This window comes from Mycobacterium sp. IDUB_5 (assembly GCF_055419565.1).
In genome coordinates this window covers 102,001-117,179 of sequence record NZ_JBVAXX010000006.1, presented here as the reverse complement: position 1 = coordinate 117,179, position 15,179 = coordinate 102,001, and the positions used below count along the sequence as shown (strand labels likewise).

The following is a 15,179-nucleotide window of genomic DNA, read 5'->3' as shown; positions in this document are numbered from 1 at the left end:
TCGGACGGTCCTGTCAGTGGTTCAGGCGGTGACGGCGGATGCGCCGGCGAGGGCCTTGATGCGGTCCGGGCGGAAACCCGACCAGTGGTCGTTGCCGGCCACCACGACGGGTGCCTGCAGGTAACCGAGCGCCATCACGTAATCGCGCGCCTCGGTGTCCACGCTGATGTCGACGACGTCGTAGGCCACGCCTGCCTTGTCGAGCGCCTTGTAGGTGGCGTTGCACTGAACGCAGGCCGGCTTGGTGTACACGGTGACAGTCATTTGCGCGCTCCCTCAGCGAAAATTTTCATCAACAACGGGTGTTTTTCCTGATAACTGCAAGTCCCTGCACACCCCATCCGACGATCACCTGCCCGGGCGATCTACCCTCCCCGCTCTCAACGCCGATCCGAGGAGGTAACTTCCCCGAGATCCCCGCCGAGCGCAGATCGCGTCTTGTGCCGCTCTCCACCCTAGGGCACTAGATGTTGTGCCTCGTTAGTAGAGCACACACAAGATGGTCTTAATAACACGTTTGGAATTTTCCCTGGTCACCCCGGTGTGTCGCGCCGATTTCGGCGTGTCAGACATCACATCAGGGCCCGCGCGCATCCATGCGTCTGGTCTACCAGGACCCACCGACAACAACGCCCCTACCGGCGCCACCCCCGTAAAAGCCCAGCAAACGACATCGCCCGGCCTTGCTCGAGGAGCAAGGCCGGGCGAGTCGAGTGGAAGTCAGCCGATCTCGGCGACCAGTTTGCCGACGATGTCGCGCAGCTTGGCGACCACATCAGCGCTCTCTCGAGGGTGCTTGCCGTCGAGCGTCTGCGCGGGCAGCGAGAAGTCGAGGTCTTCCACGACACGCGGACCGGCGATACCGAACGACTTGCGGGTCTCGTCGTGCGCCCACACGCCGCCGTACTGCCCGAGCGCTGCTCCGACGACGGCCAGCGGCTTGTCCTTGAGTGCGCTGTCACCGTAGGGCCGCGACAACCAGTCGATCGCGTTCTTCAGGACGCCGGGGATGCTGCCGTTGTATTCGGGAGTGACGACGAGCGCCGCATCGGCGCGGCCGGCAGCCTCCCGCAGAGCCTTCACCGGTTCCGGCACCGACTCGTTGTCGATGTCCTCGTTGTAGAACGGCAGCTCGCCGAGGCGATCGAACTGTTCCAGGATGACCCCGTCCGGCGCTGTCTCAGCGGCCAGATCGGCCAACTGCCGGTTGATCGACTCCTTCCGCAAGCTGCCGACCAGGACCAGAACCGTACTCTCCGCCATCACTTCTCCTATCCGTCATTCGCGATCGTCGTGTGGATACTTGCAGAGTTTAACCGGACCGCGGTCCGATTGATTCCGGCTGAGTTAAAGTTGCCAGGTGAGCGCCTCTGACGGCCTGACGATGCTGTCGGTCAGCGATTCCGGCCCACCCGAGCGGGGTGATGCCGCGCGCAACCGCGCGTTGCTGCTGGACGCTGCGCGCCGACTCGTCGCCGAGCACGGGGCCGAGGCCGTCACCACCGACGACATCGCCGCTGCCGCCGGCGTCGGCAAGGGGACGCTGTTCCGCCGGTTCGGCAGTCGCGCCGGGTTGATGATCGTGCTGCTCGACGAGGACGAGAAGGCTCAGCAGCAGGCCATCCTGTTCGGCCCGCCTCCCCTGGGCCCGGGAGCCCCGCCGCTGGAGCGGCTGATCGCCTATGGCCGCGAACGGCTGTGCTTCGTCAACAGCCACCACGCCCTGCTCTCCGATGTCGGCCGGGACCCGCAGATGCGCTTCAACGCGCCGATGATGCTGCACCACCGCCACGTCCGCGTGCTGCTGGACGACGGCGGCACCAGCGGTGACCTCGACGCCCAGGCCACGGCGCTGCTGGCTCTCCTCGACGCCGACTACGTCCGCCACGAGACCACCGACCGTGGCCGCACGCTGGACGAACTCGGCGACGCATGGGAGACGCTGGCCCGCAAGATCTGCGGCACATGATCGCCGGGGGACAGACAACCGGGTGGATTCTGCACGTGGACCTCGACCAGTTCCTCGCCTCGGTCGAACTGCGGCGCCGACCCGATCTGGTCGGCCTTCCCGTCATCGTCGGCGGCAGCGGCGACCCGTCCGAGGCGCGCAAGGTCGTCACCTGTGCGTCGTATGAGGCCCGCGCACACGGCGTGCACGCGGGGATGCCCCTGCGGGTGGCGGCACGACGCTGCCCGGAGGCCACATTCCTGCCGTCCGATCCCGACGCCTACGACGCCGCCTCCGAGCAGGTGATGGCCGCGCTTCGCGACCTGGGTCATCCTGTCGAGGTGTGGGGCTGGGACGAGGCGTACGTGGACGGCGGCCAGACCGATCCGTTCGCGCTGGCCAAGCGCATCCAGGAGACGATCACCGCGGAGACCGGACTGTCCTGTTCGGTCGGCATCAGCGACAACAAGCAGCGGGCCAAAGTGGCGACCGGCTTCGGCAAGCCGGGCGGGATCGCCGCGCTGACCGACGAGAACTGGATGTCGATGATGGGCGAGCGGCCCGTCGACGCACTGTGGGGGATCGGCCCCAAGACGTCCAAAAAGCTTGCCGCGATGGGTATCACGACCGTCGCCGAGTTGTCGGCGACCGACGCCGAGGCACTCACGGCGACCTTCGGCCCCACCACCGGATTGTGGATCTTGTTGCTCGCCAAGGGTGGAGGCGACACGACGGTCCGCGCCGACCCGTGGGTGCCGCGCTCCCGCAGTCATGTCGTCACGTTCTCCGAGGACCTCACCGATGATGCCGAGATGGCCGCAGCTGTCACCGATCTCGCGCGGCGCACGCTGGCAGAGATCGTCGAACAGCAGCGGGTGGTCACCCGGGTGGCGGTCACCGTGCGCACCGCGACGTTCTACACCCGCACCAAGATCCGCACACTGCCCGCACCGACGGTCGACTCCGAAGCCGTCGTCGCCACCGCGCTCGCCCTCCTCGGGGACTTCGATCTCACGCGTCCCGTGCGGCTCCTCGGGGTTCGCCTCGAGCTGTCGATGACCGACGTCGCACCTGTCGGTGCCGGCGGCTAACGTCGGTCGGCGATGTTGCACACCGTCGCGGTTCGCGGATACCGCTCACTTCGAGATCTCGTGTTGCCCTTGCGTCGACTGACCGTGGTCACCGGCGCCAACGGCACCGGCAAGTCGTCGCTCTACCGGGCGCTGCGCCTGCTGGCCGACTGCGGTCGCGGCGAGGTGATCGGATCCTTCGCCCGCGAGGGCGGCGTCGAATCGGCGATGTGGGCCGGTCCCGAACACCTCGGCGGAGCACGACGCACCGGGGCCGCCCAGGGCGGCCCTCGCACCCGCTCCGTGTCCATCGAATTGGGTTATGCCGCGGATGATTTCGGATACCTCGTAGATTTCGGCCTCCCCCAGGCGGTCGATTCGGCGTTCACCCGCGATCCGGAGCTCAAACGAGAGCTGGTCTTCGCCGGCCCGGTCGCCCGGCCGACCACCACCCTCGTCCGTCGCGTGCGGGGAATGGTGGAGGTCGCTTCCGAGGGCAGTCGGGGTTTCGACGAGCTGTCGCGCAACCTGCCGGCGCACCGCAGTGTGCTGGCGGAATGGGCGGGTGCCGCACCCGAACTGGTGATGGTCCGGGAACGGTTGCGGGACTGGCGATTCTACGACGGTTTCCGAGCAGACGCGCACGCTCCGGCGCGGCGACCGCATGTCGGGACCCGCACCCCTGTCCTGGCCGACGACGGTTCGGATCTGGCCGCGGCCATACAGACGATTGTGGAAACCGGCGTCGAAGACCTGGATCGTGCCGTGGCCGCCGCGTTCGACGGAGCGACGGTCTCGGTGTCGGTCACCGAGGGGCTGTTCGACCTCCACGTGCACCAACGCGGCATGCTCCGCCCGCTGCGCAGTGCCGAGATCTCCGACGGCACGCTGCGTTTCCTGCTCTGGACGGCCGCACTGTTGAGTCCGCAGCCGCCGTCGCTGATGGTGCTCAACGAACCCGAGACGTCGTTGCACCCCGACCTGCTCCCCCCGCTGGCCGACCTGATCTGCGCCGCCGCGACGACGACCCAGGTGGTGGTGGTGACGCACTCCTCGGCGCTGCGGGAGCGGCTCGCTGCGGCGCCCCTCGGCGAAGACGAGACGACGGAGATCGAACTCGTCAAGGATTGGGGTGAGACGAAAATCGACGGCCAGGAACTGCTGACCACTCCCCCGTGGAACTGGGGGACGCGCTGAGGGTCAGCGGCGCCGCGGCGGCGGCCGCAGCGCGCGGGCGAACAGCACGTTGACCCGCGTCATCGCGAACGCGTACGGCCACCAGAAGAATCGCTTGGCGAAGTACAGCGCGCGGATGTCCACCGAGGTGTAGATCAGATACTTGTTGCGTCGTACGCCACGCAGGATCTTGTCGGCCGCTTTCTCCGGTGACACCGCGTGGCCCCCGAAGCGGTCGGTCCACCACTGCACGCGCGGATCCTCACGATCCACGCCGGCGATCTGAACCGACTGCACCAGAGGCGTTTTCACCGCGCCGGGCACCACCACCGAGACGCCGATGCGGTGGCGCGCGAGGTCGAAACGCAGCACCTCCGACAACCCGCGCAGACCGTACTTGCTGGCCGAATAGGCCGCGTGCCACGGCAGAGCGACCAGCCCCGCCGCCGACGAGACGTTGACCAGGTGGCCGCCACGGCCGGCCGCCACCATGGGCGGCAGGAACGTCTCGATGACGTGGATCGGCCCCATCAGATTGACGTCGATCATCGACTTCCAGTGCTGGTGGGTGAGCTGACTGACAGTGCCCCACGCCGACACGCCCGCGATGTTCATCACGACGTCCATTGCGCCGTGGGCAGTGTGGATGTCGGCGGCGAACGCCACGACGGCGTCGTGGTCGGTGATGTCGAGCGCGCGGTGCGCCGCGACGACCGCACCGAGCGCTTGCGCATCGGCCACAGTGGCGGCCAGTCCGTCGGCGTCACGATCGGTGAGATAGAGCTCCGCACCCTGGGCCGCCAGCTTCAGCGCCGTCGCGCGTCCGATTCCGCTGGCCGCACCGGTGAGCAGGCACCGTTTGCTCGCGAAACCGTCGGCGAATCCCATGGGAGGTGACCTTACCGGCCCCCGACCGAGCCCCGGCCCGCCTCACCGCTCGGGCAGCTCGACTCCACCCCAGAGGCTGTTGAGCCACAATCGCTCGGCGATCTCGACCGCCCGGTTCGGATCCGTGTCACGTCCGACGAATGCGCTGTCCAGCGCGAGCGTCATCGACGTCACGGCGACCAGTGTGCGAACCAGCGACTGCAGATCATCGGAAATGGGACGGGGGCCCGAATCCTGCTCGACCAGACCGACGATCTTGTTGACCACGGTGTCCTGGAAGTCGTCCATGATCTCGCGGATCTGCGCGTCGGTGCTGCGGGCCAGATTGCACGCGCCCATGATCGGGTCGTTGGACGCGAAAACTGCCGCGGCGTATCCGACCATCCGCTTGGCGAAGGACGACGGCGACTCCCCCGGCTCACGCGGCGCGAAGTCGTGGGTGAGCTGATCGAGCTCCGCCATCGCCTCGGCGACGATGACCGCGAGGACGGCGTACTTGGAGTCGAAATAGAAGTAGAAGCCCGATCGGGCGACGCCGGCGCGCTCGCTGATCGTGCTGACCGACAGGTCGGCGAAGGAGCGTTCCTCGAGGAGCTCCCGTACCGCGGCGATGATGGCTTCCCGCTGACGGTCACCGCGGGTCCTACGGGGATCGCTGCTGACGGGATCGGCGGTCATGACAACAAACCTTTGCATCGCGATGCACAGGACACAAACTCCGCGAAACTTGACAGCCGTCAAGTGGGTCCGCCAGGATGATCAGCAGTGACATCGACCACAGTCACCCTCATTCAGGAGTGCCAAGATGCCAACGATCAGCGCCACTGACTACTGGATCGACCAGGCCAAACGACGTCTGAAGCCCACCGCCCTCACCATCCCCGGGATGGGGGCGGTCGAGAAGCGCCTCAAGGACAAGGAGTGGGAGCGGTTCGTGTTCGCCGAGCCGCCGGCCGGCAGCGACCTGAAGGCGATCACCGGAGACTCCGGGCTGCCGATCATCGGTCACATGATCGAGACGTTCCGCGGCGGTCCGGACTTCATCGTCGAGCAGTACCGCAAGCACGGCCCGATCTTCTACTCGCAGTCGCCGGCCCTGTCGGCGGTGATGGCGCTCGGACCCGACGCGACCCAGGCCGTCTTCACCAACCGCAACAAGGACTTCTCCCAGCGCGCCTGGGATCCCATCATCGGCCCGTTCTTCGACGGCGGACTGATGCTCCTGGATTTCGAGGAGCACCTCTTCCACCGCCGCATCATGCAGGAGGCGTTCACCCGCACCCGGCTCTCCGGTTACGTCCCTCACGTCGATTCGGTGGCCACGCGCGTGCTGAGCAACGACTGGGTCGCCGACGATCCGCGCTTCCTGTTCTATCCGGCCATCAAGGAGCTGACCCTCGACATCGCGTCCGAGGTCTTCATGGGCCACCCCGCGGGCACCGACCGCGAACTGGTCACGACGATCAACCAGGCCTTCACCACCACCACGCGCGCGGGCAATGCCATTGTGCGCAAGCCCGTCCCGCCGCTGAGCTGGTGGCGCGGCATCAAGGCCCGCGAGACGCTGGAGCGCTACTTCGTGAGCCGGATCGGCGAGAAGCGTCGCTCGGAGGACACCGACATGTTCAGCGTGCTGTGCCACTCGCAGGACGAAGACGGCGGTAGCTTCACCGACGATCAGATCGTCAGCCACATGATCTTCCTGATGATGGCGGCCCACGACACGTCCACGTCGACGATGACCACGATGGCCTACCACCTGGCCGCCAATCCGGAGTGGCAGGACCGCTTGCGCGAAGAGTCCCAGCGCATCGGCGACGGACCACTCGACATCGAGGCGCTGGAGAAGCTCGAGACCTACGACCTGGTGGTCAACGAGTCGCTGCGGATGATGACGCCGTTGCCGTTCAACTTCCGCCAGACGGTCCGCGACACCGAGCTGCTCGGCTTCTACATTCCTGCCGACACCCCTGTGGTGACGTGGCCGTCGATCAATCACCGGCTGCCCGAGCTGTGGACCGATCCGGAGAAGTTCGACCCGGAGCGCTTCTCGGAGCCGCGCAACGAGCACAAGCGGCATCGCTACGCCTTCGCCCCGTTCGGCGGCGGCGCACACAAGTGCATCGGCATGGTGTTCGGCCAGCTGGAGATCAAGACCGTCATGCACCGCCTGCTCACGCGGTACCGTCTCGAACTCCCGAAGGCCGGATACACACCGCGCTACGACTACGGCGGCATGCCCGTGCCGCTCGACGGAATGCCGATCGTGCTGCGGCCGCTGCGCTGAGCCCTCCGCGCCGAGCCGTCAGGCCAGGAGCCGGTTCGCGCAGGCGATGACCGCGCGCAACGCCGACTGCACCGGATCGGATGACAGGCCCATCGCCCACTCGACTCGAGCGCCGTTGGCGCCCTGGATGAACGTCGCGATGTCGCCTCCCGCGGTGCGCTGATGGAACGCCGTCATCTCCACGGCGACACCTCGGTCGTAGAGCATCGCGGTGAGGGCGGCGACGGGACCGCATGCCGTCGCCTGCGCTGTTCCGATGCGGTCCCCCAGCGCCAGCGTGGCGTGGTACGTCTGTGCCTGCGGCCCCCACCGGGCCGACGGGCGGTCGGCCTCGGCGCAGGCCCACTGGCCGAGCCGCACCGGTCCGCTCGCCGGTGCGAACTCGGCGACGAACTCGTCGTAGGTGCGGCTGTCGGCCTTCGCCCGCAACGGTTCAGGAGCGCGGCCGGTCAGCCGGGCGGCGAACGACGACGTCCGAGAGTGGGCGATCGTGGCGATCGGAGAATTCATGATGTGCCGGCCTTGAGGTCGAGGAGAACGACCGACGGCTACGCAACGACCCACAGCGGGGGGTCGGTCTGGATCAGACCCCGCTGCGGGTTGCTACTACGAGTCGGTTCGGCACGTCGGCGATAGTAGCCCGCTGCCCGTCGGCGCGGCAAGCAGCTTTACTGTAGAGTTTGCCGTGTTCGATGCCGCTGCAACGCCGGCGAAATGCGCACCGCGAAATTACACTCCGGCTATCCCGTTCCTGACATTCGTTTGCCACGCCAGTGAAATACACACTCCGGAAATGCATCACGACATTTTCGGAGTAGCAACTGACAGCATCTCCGCCGCCGCCAGGAAACACACCCCGATCCTGCCAGCAAAGTCACTTACCTGCGAAATTATCACAATGCCATTTGCTTGCAGCGCTGGCGCTGGCGCGGTCGCAGGAGCGCGGGGGCTCGTGCACAATGGGCCCAATGTCGTGGTCGATGACGGTGCTTCTGGTCGCGGCAGGCATCCTCGGTGGCCTCACCGGAAGCATCGCGGGTTTGGCCTCGGTCGCCACCTATCCCGCGCTTCTGGTCGCGGGATTGCCGCCGGTCGCTGCGAACGTCACCAACACCGTGGCCCTGGTGTTCAACGGCGTCGGGTCGATCCTGGGATCGCGCCCCGAACTAGCCGGGCAGCGCCAGCGTGTGGTGCGGTTGCTGCCCGTCGCGGTGCTGGGTGGAATCGCGGGCGCGGTGTTGCTTCTGTCCACTCCGGCCGAAGGATTCGAGAAGGTGGTGCCCCTGCTGCTCGGCTTCTCCTCATTGGCGATCCTGGCCCCGGTGCGACCTCCGCCGGAACCGGGAGGTGACACTCGGGGCCACAGAGCCCGCAGAATCGCCGAGGCTGTCGCGATCTGCGGGATCTGCATCTACGGCGGATATTTCGGCGCAGCTGCCGGAGTTCTGCTGCTCGCGCTGCTGTTGCGTTCCGGCGCAGCGAGTTTGGCCCACGCCAACGCCATCAAGAACGTCGTACTCGGCGCAGCCAATCTCAGCGCCGCGGTGATCTTCGCCTGCGTCGCGCCGGTGCATTGGACGGCAGTCGTCGTGTTGGGCCTGGGGTGCCTGATCGGCTCCCGATTGGGTCCCGTCGTGGTCCGCCACGCACCCCCGGGACCGATGCGGATCGTCATCGGGGCGGCCGGTCTCGCCCTGGCGGTCAAGCTCGGCCTGGATGCCTACTGACGATCACAGAAATACGTCACAGAAAAGCGTTGTCGCCCTGGGTCACTCGGGTGCCCAGTGCGATCAGGTTCTCCGCCGAGGTGTGCAACCGTTCCCCCGCTTCGGCACTGGCCCGCCCCGCCAGATAACGGGACCACGTGCCCTCGATCACGATGCCGAGCTTGAAGCAGGCCATCGCGATGTACCAGTCCAGATGGTCGGTTGCCCTACCCCCGGCGTCGCGATAGGCGCGCAACAACTCGGTGCGGCTCGGCAACCCGCCCAGGTCGGCCAGCGCCGCACCCGCCTGGATCGGGTTCGGGCCGTCCGGCCAGCACACCAGCAGCCATCCCAGATCCAGCAGCGGATCCCCGATCGTGGACATCTCCCAGTCGATGAACGCGGCCAACTCCGGGACGTCGCGGCGCAACAACACGTTGTTGAGATGGCAGTCACCGTGCATCACGCCGGGTTCGGCCTCGGGCGGAAGGTTGGCCGTGAGCCACTCCGCGAGCCCGGTCACCGAGGGGAAGGACTCCGGTGCGTAGCGTTCGTGCCGATAGCTCTCGAGGAGCCGCATGAACTGCGGAACCTGCCTGGCGATAAAGGAACCCGGCCGTTTCAGCGCCCCGAGAGCGCTGCCCTGCCATGGCACCTGCCCCAGCTTCGCCAGGCTTGCGGCGTAGGACAGGCCGACGTCGTGGCGCATGCCGGCATCGCGCAGATAGGCGTCGTCGATGTCGGTGCCCGGGTTGAACCCGTCGATGCACTCCATCAGGTAGAAGACCACGCCGAGGACGTCGAGATCGTCACAGCCGGCGATCAATTCGGGGTGTGGGACCGGTGATCCGGCGAGCGTGCCGAGCACCGCGATCTCGCGACGCATGGTGTCGTCACTGGTCGGCCGGGGGTGTTCGGGCGGCCGGCGCAGCACCATCGGCCGTCCGTCGACGCTGACCCGCACCACGATGTTCTGGGAGCCACCGGTCAGCGGGGCGACGTCGTCCACGGTCGATCCGAGACCGATGTCGCGGATCCAGGCCTGCAGCGCGTCGATATCGGACGGGGACAGCGTCACCTCGACTGGCATGACCGCCATAGTGTCAGGTGCGGCACCGGCGGATCCGCCCGTTCGACCAGATCAGTCCAGGATGCGGCGTGCGACGTTGGTGCTGACGAGATCGAGTAGTTCGTCGGAGTGCCCGGCGAGGATGGTCCGGATCGCGTACAGCGAGAAGCCTTTCGCCTGTTCGGCGGTGATGGTCGGGGGGATCGAGAGCTCCTGGCGCGCGGTGACCACGTCGACGACGGCGGGGCCGTCGGTGGCGAACGCGTCGGCGAGCGCCTGCTCCAACTGCGCCGGATGCTCGACGCGACGACCGAAGATCCCCATGGACTCGGCGACCGCCGCGAAGTTCGGATTCACCAGATCGGTGCCGAAGTTGACGATGCCCGCGGCCTTCATCTCGAGTTCGACGAAGTTCAGCGACGAATTGTTGAACACCACGAGTTTCACCGGCAGCCGGTTCTGCACCAGCGTGATGAGGTCGCCGAACAGCATCGTCAGTCCACCGTCGCCCGCCAGGGCCACGATCTGACGGCCCGGCTGTGCGGTCTGGGCGCCGATCGCCAGCGGCAGGGCGCAGGCCATGGTGCCGTGGTTGAACGACCCGATCAACCGGCGGCGCCCGTTCATCTGCAGGTAGCGTGCCGCCCAGACCACCGGCGACCCGACGTCGACGGTGAACACGGCATCCGGGGCAGCGAGCCGATTCACCGCGCCGGCAACGTATTCCGGCCGGATCGGGGTGCGGTCACGGTCGTTGTCGGCGAGTTTGTCCAGCGTCGCGCGCGTCTTGCGGTAGTGCCGCAGTGAGCGCTCCAGGTGCGCGGTGTCCCCCTTGGGGCGCAGCAGGGGCATCAGGGCCGCCACGGTGTCCTTGACGGTGCCCACCAGAGGAAGGTCGACCGGCGTGCGGCGACCCAGGTTCCGGCCGCGGATGTCGACCTGGATGACCCGTGCGTGGTCGGGATAGAACTGTTGGTACGGGAAGTCGGTACCCAGCATCAGCAGGGTGTCGCATTCCTTGATCGCCTTGTAGCCCGACGCGAAACCCAGTAGTCCCGTCATCCCGACATCGAACGGGTTGTCGTACTCGATGAACTCCTTGCCGCGCAGGGCGTGCACGACAGGGGCTTTCAGCAGATCGGCCAGGGCCACGAGCTCGTCATGGGCGCCCTCGACGCCTGCGCCCCCCAGGATCGTGACCGCCTGCGCGGCGTTGAGAAGCTCGGCTGCCTGGCCCAGCGCCGTGTCGTCGGGCCGCACCACCGACGTCGTCGCACGCACGGGCCGGGTCTGCCAGGCCGTGGGATCCGCCTTCTGCAAGAAGATCTCCCCGGGCACGACCACGACGGCGACGCCGGACTCCTCGACCGCCGTCCGCATCGCCATGTGCAGGATGCGGGGCAGCATCTCCGGTGTGCTGACCAGCTCGCAGTAGACACTGCAGTCGCGGAACAGCTCCTGCGGGTGGGTCTCCTGGAAGTACTCCGAGCCGATCTCGGTCCGCGGGATGTGCGCGGCGATCGCCAGGACCGGGACCCGGCTGCGCTGGGCGTCGAAGAGGCCGTTGATGAGGTGCAGGTTGCCGGGCCCACAGCTGCCGGCGCAGACCGCCAGCGCGCCGGTCAGCGCAGCGTCGGCGGCCGCAGCGAACGCCGCGGTCTCCTCGTGTCGCACGTGCTCCCAGGTGATTTCACCCGAGCGGCGCAGCGCATCGGTGAATCCGTTGAGGCTGTCCCCGGGCAGACCGTAGACCCGCTGGACACCGCTGACGTGCAGCGCTTCGATGACGTGATCGGCGATGGTGGCCACCTCTGGAACCCTAGTGCGCCCCCGCACCCCGAGCACGACACCATTCGGTAAGGGTTGCCGGCGCACCCCGCCGGTAGGTTGGGCGCCATGACCACCCAGGGCGACAAAGCTGCTCACGGCGTCGCCGCGGCCTCGGTGTCCGTCGGCGTGGCGCAACTGCTCGGGGCTGCGTTCGGTCCGCAGGCCGACGTACGCACCGCCGTCGGCTCCTCGGTCATCGAGCGGACCCCCGGCCCACTCAAGGAGTGGGCCATCGAGACATTCGGCACCGCAGACAAGCTCTTCCTGACCGTCGCGGTGCTCGTCGTCGTGGCGGCGCTCGCGATCATCGCGGGCATCGTCGAGACCCCGCGGCGTCCGTGGGGCAGCGCGATGATCGTCGCCGCGGGCGTTCTCGGCTCCGCGGCGGTGCTGTCGCGGCCGGGCGCCGGCGCCGTCGACGTCATTCCCACGGTGGTGGGTGCCGTCTGTGGCGTTGCCGTGCTGCGGTTCCTGACGTCGCGCCGCTTCACCGGTGAGAGCAGCGAGGACGCCACCGCGACGGACACCGACACCGGCAGGCGCCGCTCGCTGATCACGCTCGGATTGATCGTCGCGGGAACGGCCAGCGGGGTCGCCGGGGTCGTGATCACCCGGCTGGCGTCGTCGGTGTCCGGAGACCGCAACGCCTTCGCACTCCCCCGCGTCGCCAAACCCGCGACCCCGATCCCCGCCGATGTGCAGCCTCCCGACATCGCGCTGCCGTCGTTCGTCACCCGCAACGACGAGTTCTACCGGATCGACACCGCGCTGACCGTGCCGCAGCTCAGTCGTGAGGCGTGGAAGCTGCGCATCCACGGCATGGTCGACCGCGAGGTGACCGTCGACTTCGCCGATCTCGACCGATTCGAGGTGGTCGAACGGGTGGTGACACTGACCTGCGTGTCGAATCCGGTAGGCGGTGAACTGATTTCCAATGCGGTGTGGACGGGCTACCGCGTCGCCGATCTGCTCGCTGAAGCCGGGGTGCGCCCCGACGCCGACATGGTGATGTCGACATCGGTGGACGGGTGGACGGCCGGCACCCCGGTCGAGGCGCTCACCGCCGACGACGCGCTGCTGGCGATCGGGATGAACGGTCAGCCGCTGCCCATCGAGCACGGCTACCCGGCGCGGCTGGTGGTGCCGGGTCTGTACGGCTACGTGTCGGCGACGAAATGGGTCGTCGACCTCGAGCTCACCCGGTTCGACCGTGCTGAGGCCTACTGGACCAAGCTGGGGTGGGCGGCGCGAGGGCCGATCAAGACCGAGTCGCGTATCGACATCCCCCGGGCCGGCCAGGACGTGACGGCCGGGTCGACGCGGTTCGGCGGCGTGGCGTGGGCGCAAGACCGGGGCGTGCGGTCTGTCGAGGTCAAGATGGACGACGGCGACTGGCAGCAGGCCACGCTCGGTGCCGCCTATTCCGGGGACACCTGGCGGTTGTGGAGTTTTGACTGGCAGGCAACCCCGGGCTTCCACACGATCACCGTGCGCGCCACCGACAACAGCGGCTACACGCAGACGCCCGACCGCGCCGACCCGGTGCCCGACGGCGCCACGGGCTGGCATTCGATCACGTTCAACGTCAAGTGAGCCGGCTGTCGGACCCTCGTGCCAGGGTGGCTGTGTGCTCGTAGCAGACGTCGCGAAAGCCTCCACGGACGTGGCGGCCTCGTCGTCACGGCTGGCGAAACGCGCACGGCTCGGCGAGCTGCTGAGCCAGGCCGGAGCCGAGTCCTCCGAGGTGGTGTCCGTCGTGGTGTCGTGGCTCTCCGGTGAGCTCACGCAGCGCCAGATCGGTGTCGGGTGGGCCGCGCTGCGGTCGCTGCCGGCTCCCGCCTGTGCACCGGTGCTGACGGTGGACCAGGTGGAGGCGACGTTCACCCAGATCGGGGCGACCGCGGGCAAGGGTTCGCAGGCGCGTCGCGCGGAGCTGCTTCACGGATTGTTCGCCGCGGCCACCGACGTCGAGCAGGCGTTCCTGCGCCGGCTGCTGGGCGGGGAGTTGCGCCAGGGCGCGCTGATCGGGGTGATGGTCGACGCGGTCGCCGCGGCGTCCGGTGCACCGGCGCCGTCGGTGCGTCGGGCCGCGATGCTCAGCGGTGACCTCCCATCCGTGGCAGCGGCCGCGCTCGCCGGCGGTGAAGATGCGCTGGCGCAGTTCACGTTGCGGGTCGGCACCCCGGTCGGTCCGATGCTCGCGCAGACCGCCACCGATGTGGCCGACGCGCTGGAACGTCTGGGCGGCACCGCGGTCTTCGAGGCCAAACTCGACGGGGCGCGCGTGCAGATCCATCGCGACGGCGATCAGGTGTCGATCTTCACCCGCAGCTTGGACGACGTGACGGCCCGGCTGCCCGAGGTCGTCGATGCGGTGCTGGCGCTGCCGGTGACGGACCTGATCGCCGATGCGGAGGCCATCGCGCTGAAACCCGACGGGCGACCGCACCGATTCCAGGTGACCGCGTCGCGGTTCGGGCGGCGGGGCAGCTCCGGCCCGAACGAGCAGCGGCTGTCGGTCTTCTTCTTCGATCTGCTGCGCGCCGACGGAACCGACCTGCTGGATCGCCCGGCGCACGAACGCATCGCGGTGATGGATGCCCTCGTGCCGTCCGATCAGCGGGTCGACCGGCTGGTCACCTCCGACGCCGACGATGCGCACCGCTTCCTGGATGCCACGCTGGCAGCGGGCCATGAAGGTGTCATGGCGAAGTCCGCCGACGCCGCCTACGAGGCAGGCCGCCGCGGCGCCGGCTGGCTGAAGATCAAACCGGTGCACACGCTCGATCTGGTGGTGCTGGCCGTCGAGTGGGGGTCGGGGCGGCGCACCGGCAAGCTGTCCAACATCCATCTCGGCGCCCGGGACGAGACGACGGGCGAGCTGAAGATGTTGGGCAAGACGTTCAAGGGCATGACCGACGAGATGCTGGCGTGGCAGACCCAGCGCTTTCTCGAGCTCGCTGACGGAGCGGCGCCGGCCGCGACATCAGGCACAGGTCCCACCGATGGCTACGTGGTGACGGTGCGGCCGGAACAGGTCGTCGAGATCGCCTTCGACGGAATCCAGACCTCGACGCGCTACCCCGCCGGGATGGCCCTGCGGTTCGCCCGTGTGCTGCGCTACCGCGACGACAAGACGGCCGCCGAGGCCGACACTGTCGCCACCGTGCGAGCCTTCCACGACCGCAGCGGTTGATCCGGCAGA

Annotated in this window: 14 protein-coding genes; 7 read left to right on the top strand and 7 right to left on the bottom strand. The window is 68.0% G+C overall.

Annotation, left to right across the window (positions count from 1 at the left end; all coding sequences use genetic code 11):
* Nucleotides 1–21 precede the first annotated feature (21 nt).
* Both nrdH and ACZY1G_RS20495 read right to left on the bottom strand, forming a co-directional pair.
* Nucleotides 22–264, bottom strand: coding sequence for a glutaredoxin-like protein NrdH (gene nrdH / locus ACZY1G_RS20500; protein WP_463817030.1), 243 nt, complete (start codon nucleotides 262–264; stop codon nucleotides 22–24).
* A 456-nt stretch (nucleotides 265–720) separates the two neighbouring features.
* Nucleotides 721–1,263, bottom strand: a complete 543-nt coding sequence (locus ACZY1G_RS20495) for an NAD(P)H-dependent oxidoreductase (RefSeq protein WP_463817031.1) — start codon at nucleotides 1,261–1,263, stop codon at nucleotides 721–723.
* Between the two features lie 121 nt (nucleotides 1,264–1,384).
* On the opposite strand from ACZY1G_RS20495, the gene ACZY1G_RS20490 reads away from it, so the two are divergent.
* The 3 genes from ACZY1G_RS20490 to ACZY1G_RS20480 are packed head-to-tail and all read left to right on the top strand — an operon-like array spanning nucleotide 1,385 to nucleotide 4,215.
* Nucleotides 1,385–1,969: a TetR/AcrR family transcriptional regulator gene (locus ACZY1G_RS20490; protein ID WP_463817214.1), complete on the top strand. Its 585-nt coding sequence runs from the start codon at nucleotides 1,385–1,387 to the stop codon at nucleotides 1,967–1,969.
* Nucleotides 1,966–3,039 carry a DNA polymerase IV gene (locus tag ACZY1G_RS20485; protein WP_463823486.1) on the top strand — a complete coding sequence of 358 codons (1,074 nt, stop codon included), beginning with the start codon at nucleotides 1,966–1,968 and terminating at the stop codon, nucleotides 3,037–3,039. The genes ACZY1G_RS20490 and ACZY1G_RS20485 overlap by 4 nt, the downstream gene beginning before the upstream one ends.
* A 12-nt stretch (nucleotides 3,040–3,051) precedes the next feature.
* Nucleotides 3,052–4,215 carry an AAA family ATPase gene (locus ACZY1G_RS20480; protein ID WP_463823485.1) on the top strand — a complete coding sequence of 388 codons (1,164 nt, stop codon included), beginning with the start codon at nucleotides 3,052–3,054 and terminating at the stop codon, nucleotides 4,213–4,215.
* A gap of 3 nt (nucleotides 4,216–4,218) precedes the next feature.
* Here ACZY1G_RS20480 and ACZY1G_RS20475 read toward each other — a convergent pair whose 3' ends face one another.
* Together ACZY1G_RS20475 and ACZY1G_RS20470 are read right to left on the bottom strand one after the other, a co-directional pair.
* On the bottom strand, nucleotides 4,219–5,082 hold the full coding sequence (locus ACZY1G_RS20475) for an SDR family oxidoreductase (RefSeq protein WP_463823484.1): 864 nt from the start codon (nucleotides 5,080–5,082) through the stop codon (nucleotides 4,219–4,221).
* A 42-nt stretch (nucleotides 5,083–5,124) separates the two neighbouring features.
* Nucleotides 5,125–5,760 carry a TetR/AcrR family transcriptional regulator gene (locus ACZY1G_RS20470; RefSeq protein WP_463823483.1) on the bottom strand — a complete coding sequence of 212 codons (636 nt, stop codon included), beginning with the start codon at nucleotides 5,758–5,760 and terminating at the stop codon, nucleotides 5,125–5,127.
* Between the two features lie 127 nt (nucleotides 5,761–5,887).
* Here ACZY1G_RS20470 and ACZY1G_RS20465 point away from each other — a divergent pair, with 127 nt between their 5' ends.
* The gene (locus tag ACZY1G_RS20465; protein WP_463817036.1) at nucleotides 5,888–7,369 is read left to right on the top strand and encodes a cytochrome P450; all 1,482 of its coding nucleotides are present in this window, start codon (nucleotides 5,888–5,890) and stop codon (nucleotides 7,367–7,369) included.
* Nucleotides 7,370–7,387: 18 nt separating this feature from the next.
* On the opposite strand, the gene ACZY1G_RS20460 is transcribed toward ACZY1G_RS20465, so the two are convergent.
* Nucleotides 7,388–7,879: a homocitrate synthase gene (locus ACZY1G_RS20460; RefSeq protein ID WP_463823482.1), complete on the bottom strand. Its 492-nt coding sequence runs from the start codon at nucleotides 7,877–7,879 to the stop codon at nucleotides 7,388–7,390.
* A gap of 458 nt (nucleotides 7,880–8,337) precedes the next feature.
* On the opposite strand from ACZY1G_RS20460, the gene ACZY1G_RS20455 reads away from it, so the two are divergent.
* The gene (locus ACZY1G_RS20455) at nucleotides 8,338–9,096 is read left to right on the top strand and encodes a sulfite exporter TauE/SafE family protein (protein ID WP_463823481.1); all 759 of its coding nucleotides are present in this window, start codon (nucleotides 8,338–8,340) and stop codon (nucleotides 9,094–9,096) included.
* A 16-nt stretch (nucleotides 9,097–9,112) separates the two neighbouring features.
* Here the strand turns inward: ACZY1G_RS20455 and ACZY1G_RS20450 are convergent, their stop codons facing one another.
* Nucleotides 9,113–10,165, bottom strand: coding sequence for a phosphotransferase family protein (locus ACZY1G_RS20450; RefSeq protein WP_463823480.1), 1,053 nt, complete (start codon nucleotides 10,163–10,165; stop codon nucleotides 9,113–9,115).
* A gap of 51 nt (nucleotides 10,166–10,216) precedes the next feature.
* Nucleotides 10,217–11,953 carry a ubiquinone-dependent pyruvate dehydrogenase gene (gene poxB / locus ACZY1G_RS20445; protein WP_463823479.1) on the bottom strand — a complete coding sequence of 579 codons (1,737 nt, stop codon included), beginning with the start codon at nucleotides 11,951–11,953 and terminating at the stop codon, nucleotides 10,217–10,219.
* An 87-nt stretch (nucleotides 11,954–12,040) separates the two neighbouring features.
* Between poxB and ACZY1G_RS20440 the strand changes: the two genes are divergently transcribed.
* Nucleotides 12,041–13,567, top strand: a complete 1,527-nt coding sequence (locus ACZY1G_RS20440) for a molybdopterin-dependent oxidoreductase (protein ID WP_463823478.1) — start codon at nucleotides 12,041–12,043, stop codon at nucleotides 13,565–13,567.
* Nucleotides 13,568–13,601: 34 nt separating this feature from the next.
* The gene (locus tag ACZY1G_RS20435) at nucleotides 13,602–15,170 is read left to right on the top strand and encodes an ATP-dependent DNA ligase (RefSeq protein WP_463823477.1); all 1,569 of its coding nucleotides are present in this window, start codon (nucleotides 13,602–13,604) and stop codon (nucleotides 15,168–15,170) included.
* Nucleotides 15,171–15,179: the final 9 nt, after the last annotated feature.

Bases quoted from the DNA above. Each gene is read 5' to 3' on its own strand.
- nrdH (WP_463817030.1), bottom strand. From the start codon at position 264: ATGACTGTCACCGTGTACACCAAGCCGGCCTGCGTTCAGTGCAACGCC.
- ACZY1G_RS20495 (WP_463817031.1), bottom strand. From the start codon at position 1,263: ATGGCGGAGAGTACGGTTCTGGTCCTGGTCGGCAGCTTGCGGAAGGAG.
- ACZY1G_RS20490 (WP_463817214.1), top strand. From the start codon at position 1,385: ATGCTGTCGGTCAGCGATTCCGGCCCACCCGAGCGGGGTGATGCCGCG.
- ACZY1G_RS20485 (WP_463823486.1), top strand. From the start codon at position 1,966: ATGATCGCCGGGGGACAGACAACCGGGTGGATTCTGCACGTGGACCTC.
- ACZY1G_RS20480 (WP_463823485.1), top strand. From the start codon at position 3,052: ATGTTGCACACCGTCGCGGTTCGCGGATACCGCTCACTTCGAGATCTC.
- ACZY1G_RS20475 (WP_463823484.1), bottom strand. From the start codon at position 5,082: ATGGGATTCGCCGACGGTTTCGCGAGCAAACGGTGCCTGCTCACCGGT.
- ACZY1G_RS20470 (WP_463823483.1), bottom strand. From the start codon at position 5,760: ATGACCGCCGATCCCGTCAGCAGCGATCCCCGTAGGACCCGCGGTGAC.
- ACZY1G_RS20465 (WP_463817036.1), top strand. From the start codon at position 5,888: ATGCCAACGATCAGCGCCACTGACTACTGGATCGACCAGGCCAAACGA.
- ACZY1G_RS20460 (WP_463823482.1), bottom strand. From the start codon at position 7,879: ATGAATTCTCCGATCGCCACGATCGCCCACTCTCGGACGTCGTCGTTC.
- ACZY1G_RS20455 (WP_463823481.1), top strand. From the start codon at position 8,338: ATGTCGTGGTCGATGACGGTGCTTCTGGTCGCGGCAGGCATCCTCGGT.
- ACZY1G_RS20450 (WP_463823480.1), bottom strand. From the start codon at position 10,165: ATGCCAGTCGAGGTGACGCTGTCCCCGTCCGATATCGACGCGCTGCAG.
- ACZY1G_RS20440 (WP_463823478.1), top strand. From the start codon at position 12,041: ATGACCACCCAGGGCGACAAAGCTGCTCACGGCGTCGCCGCGGCCTCG.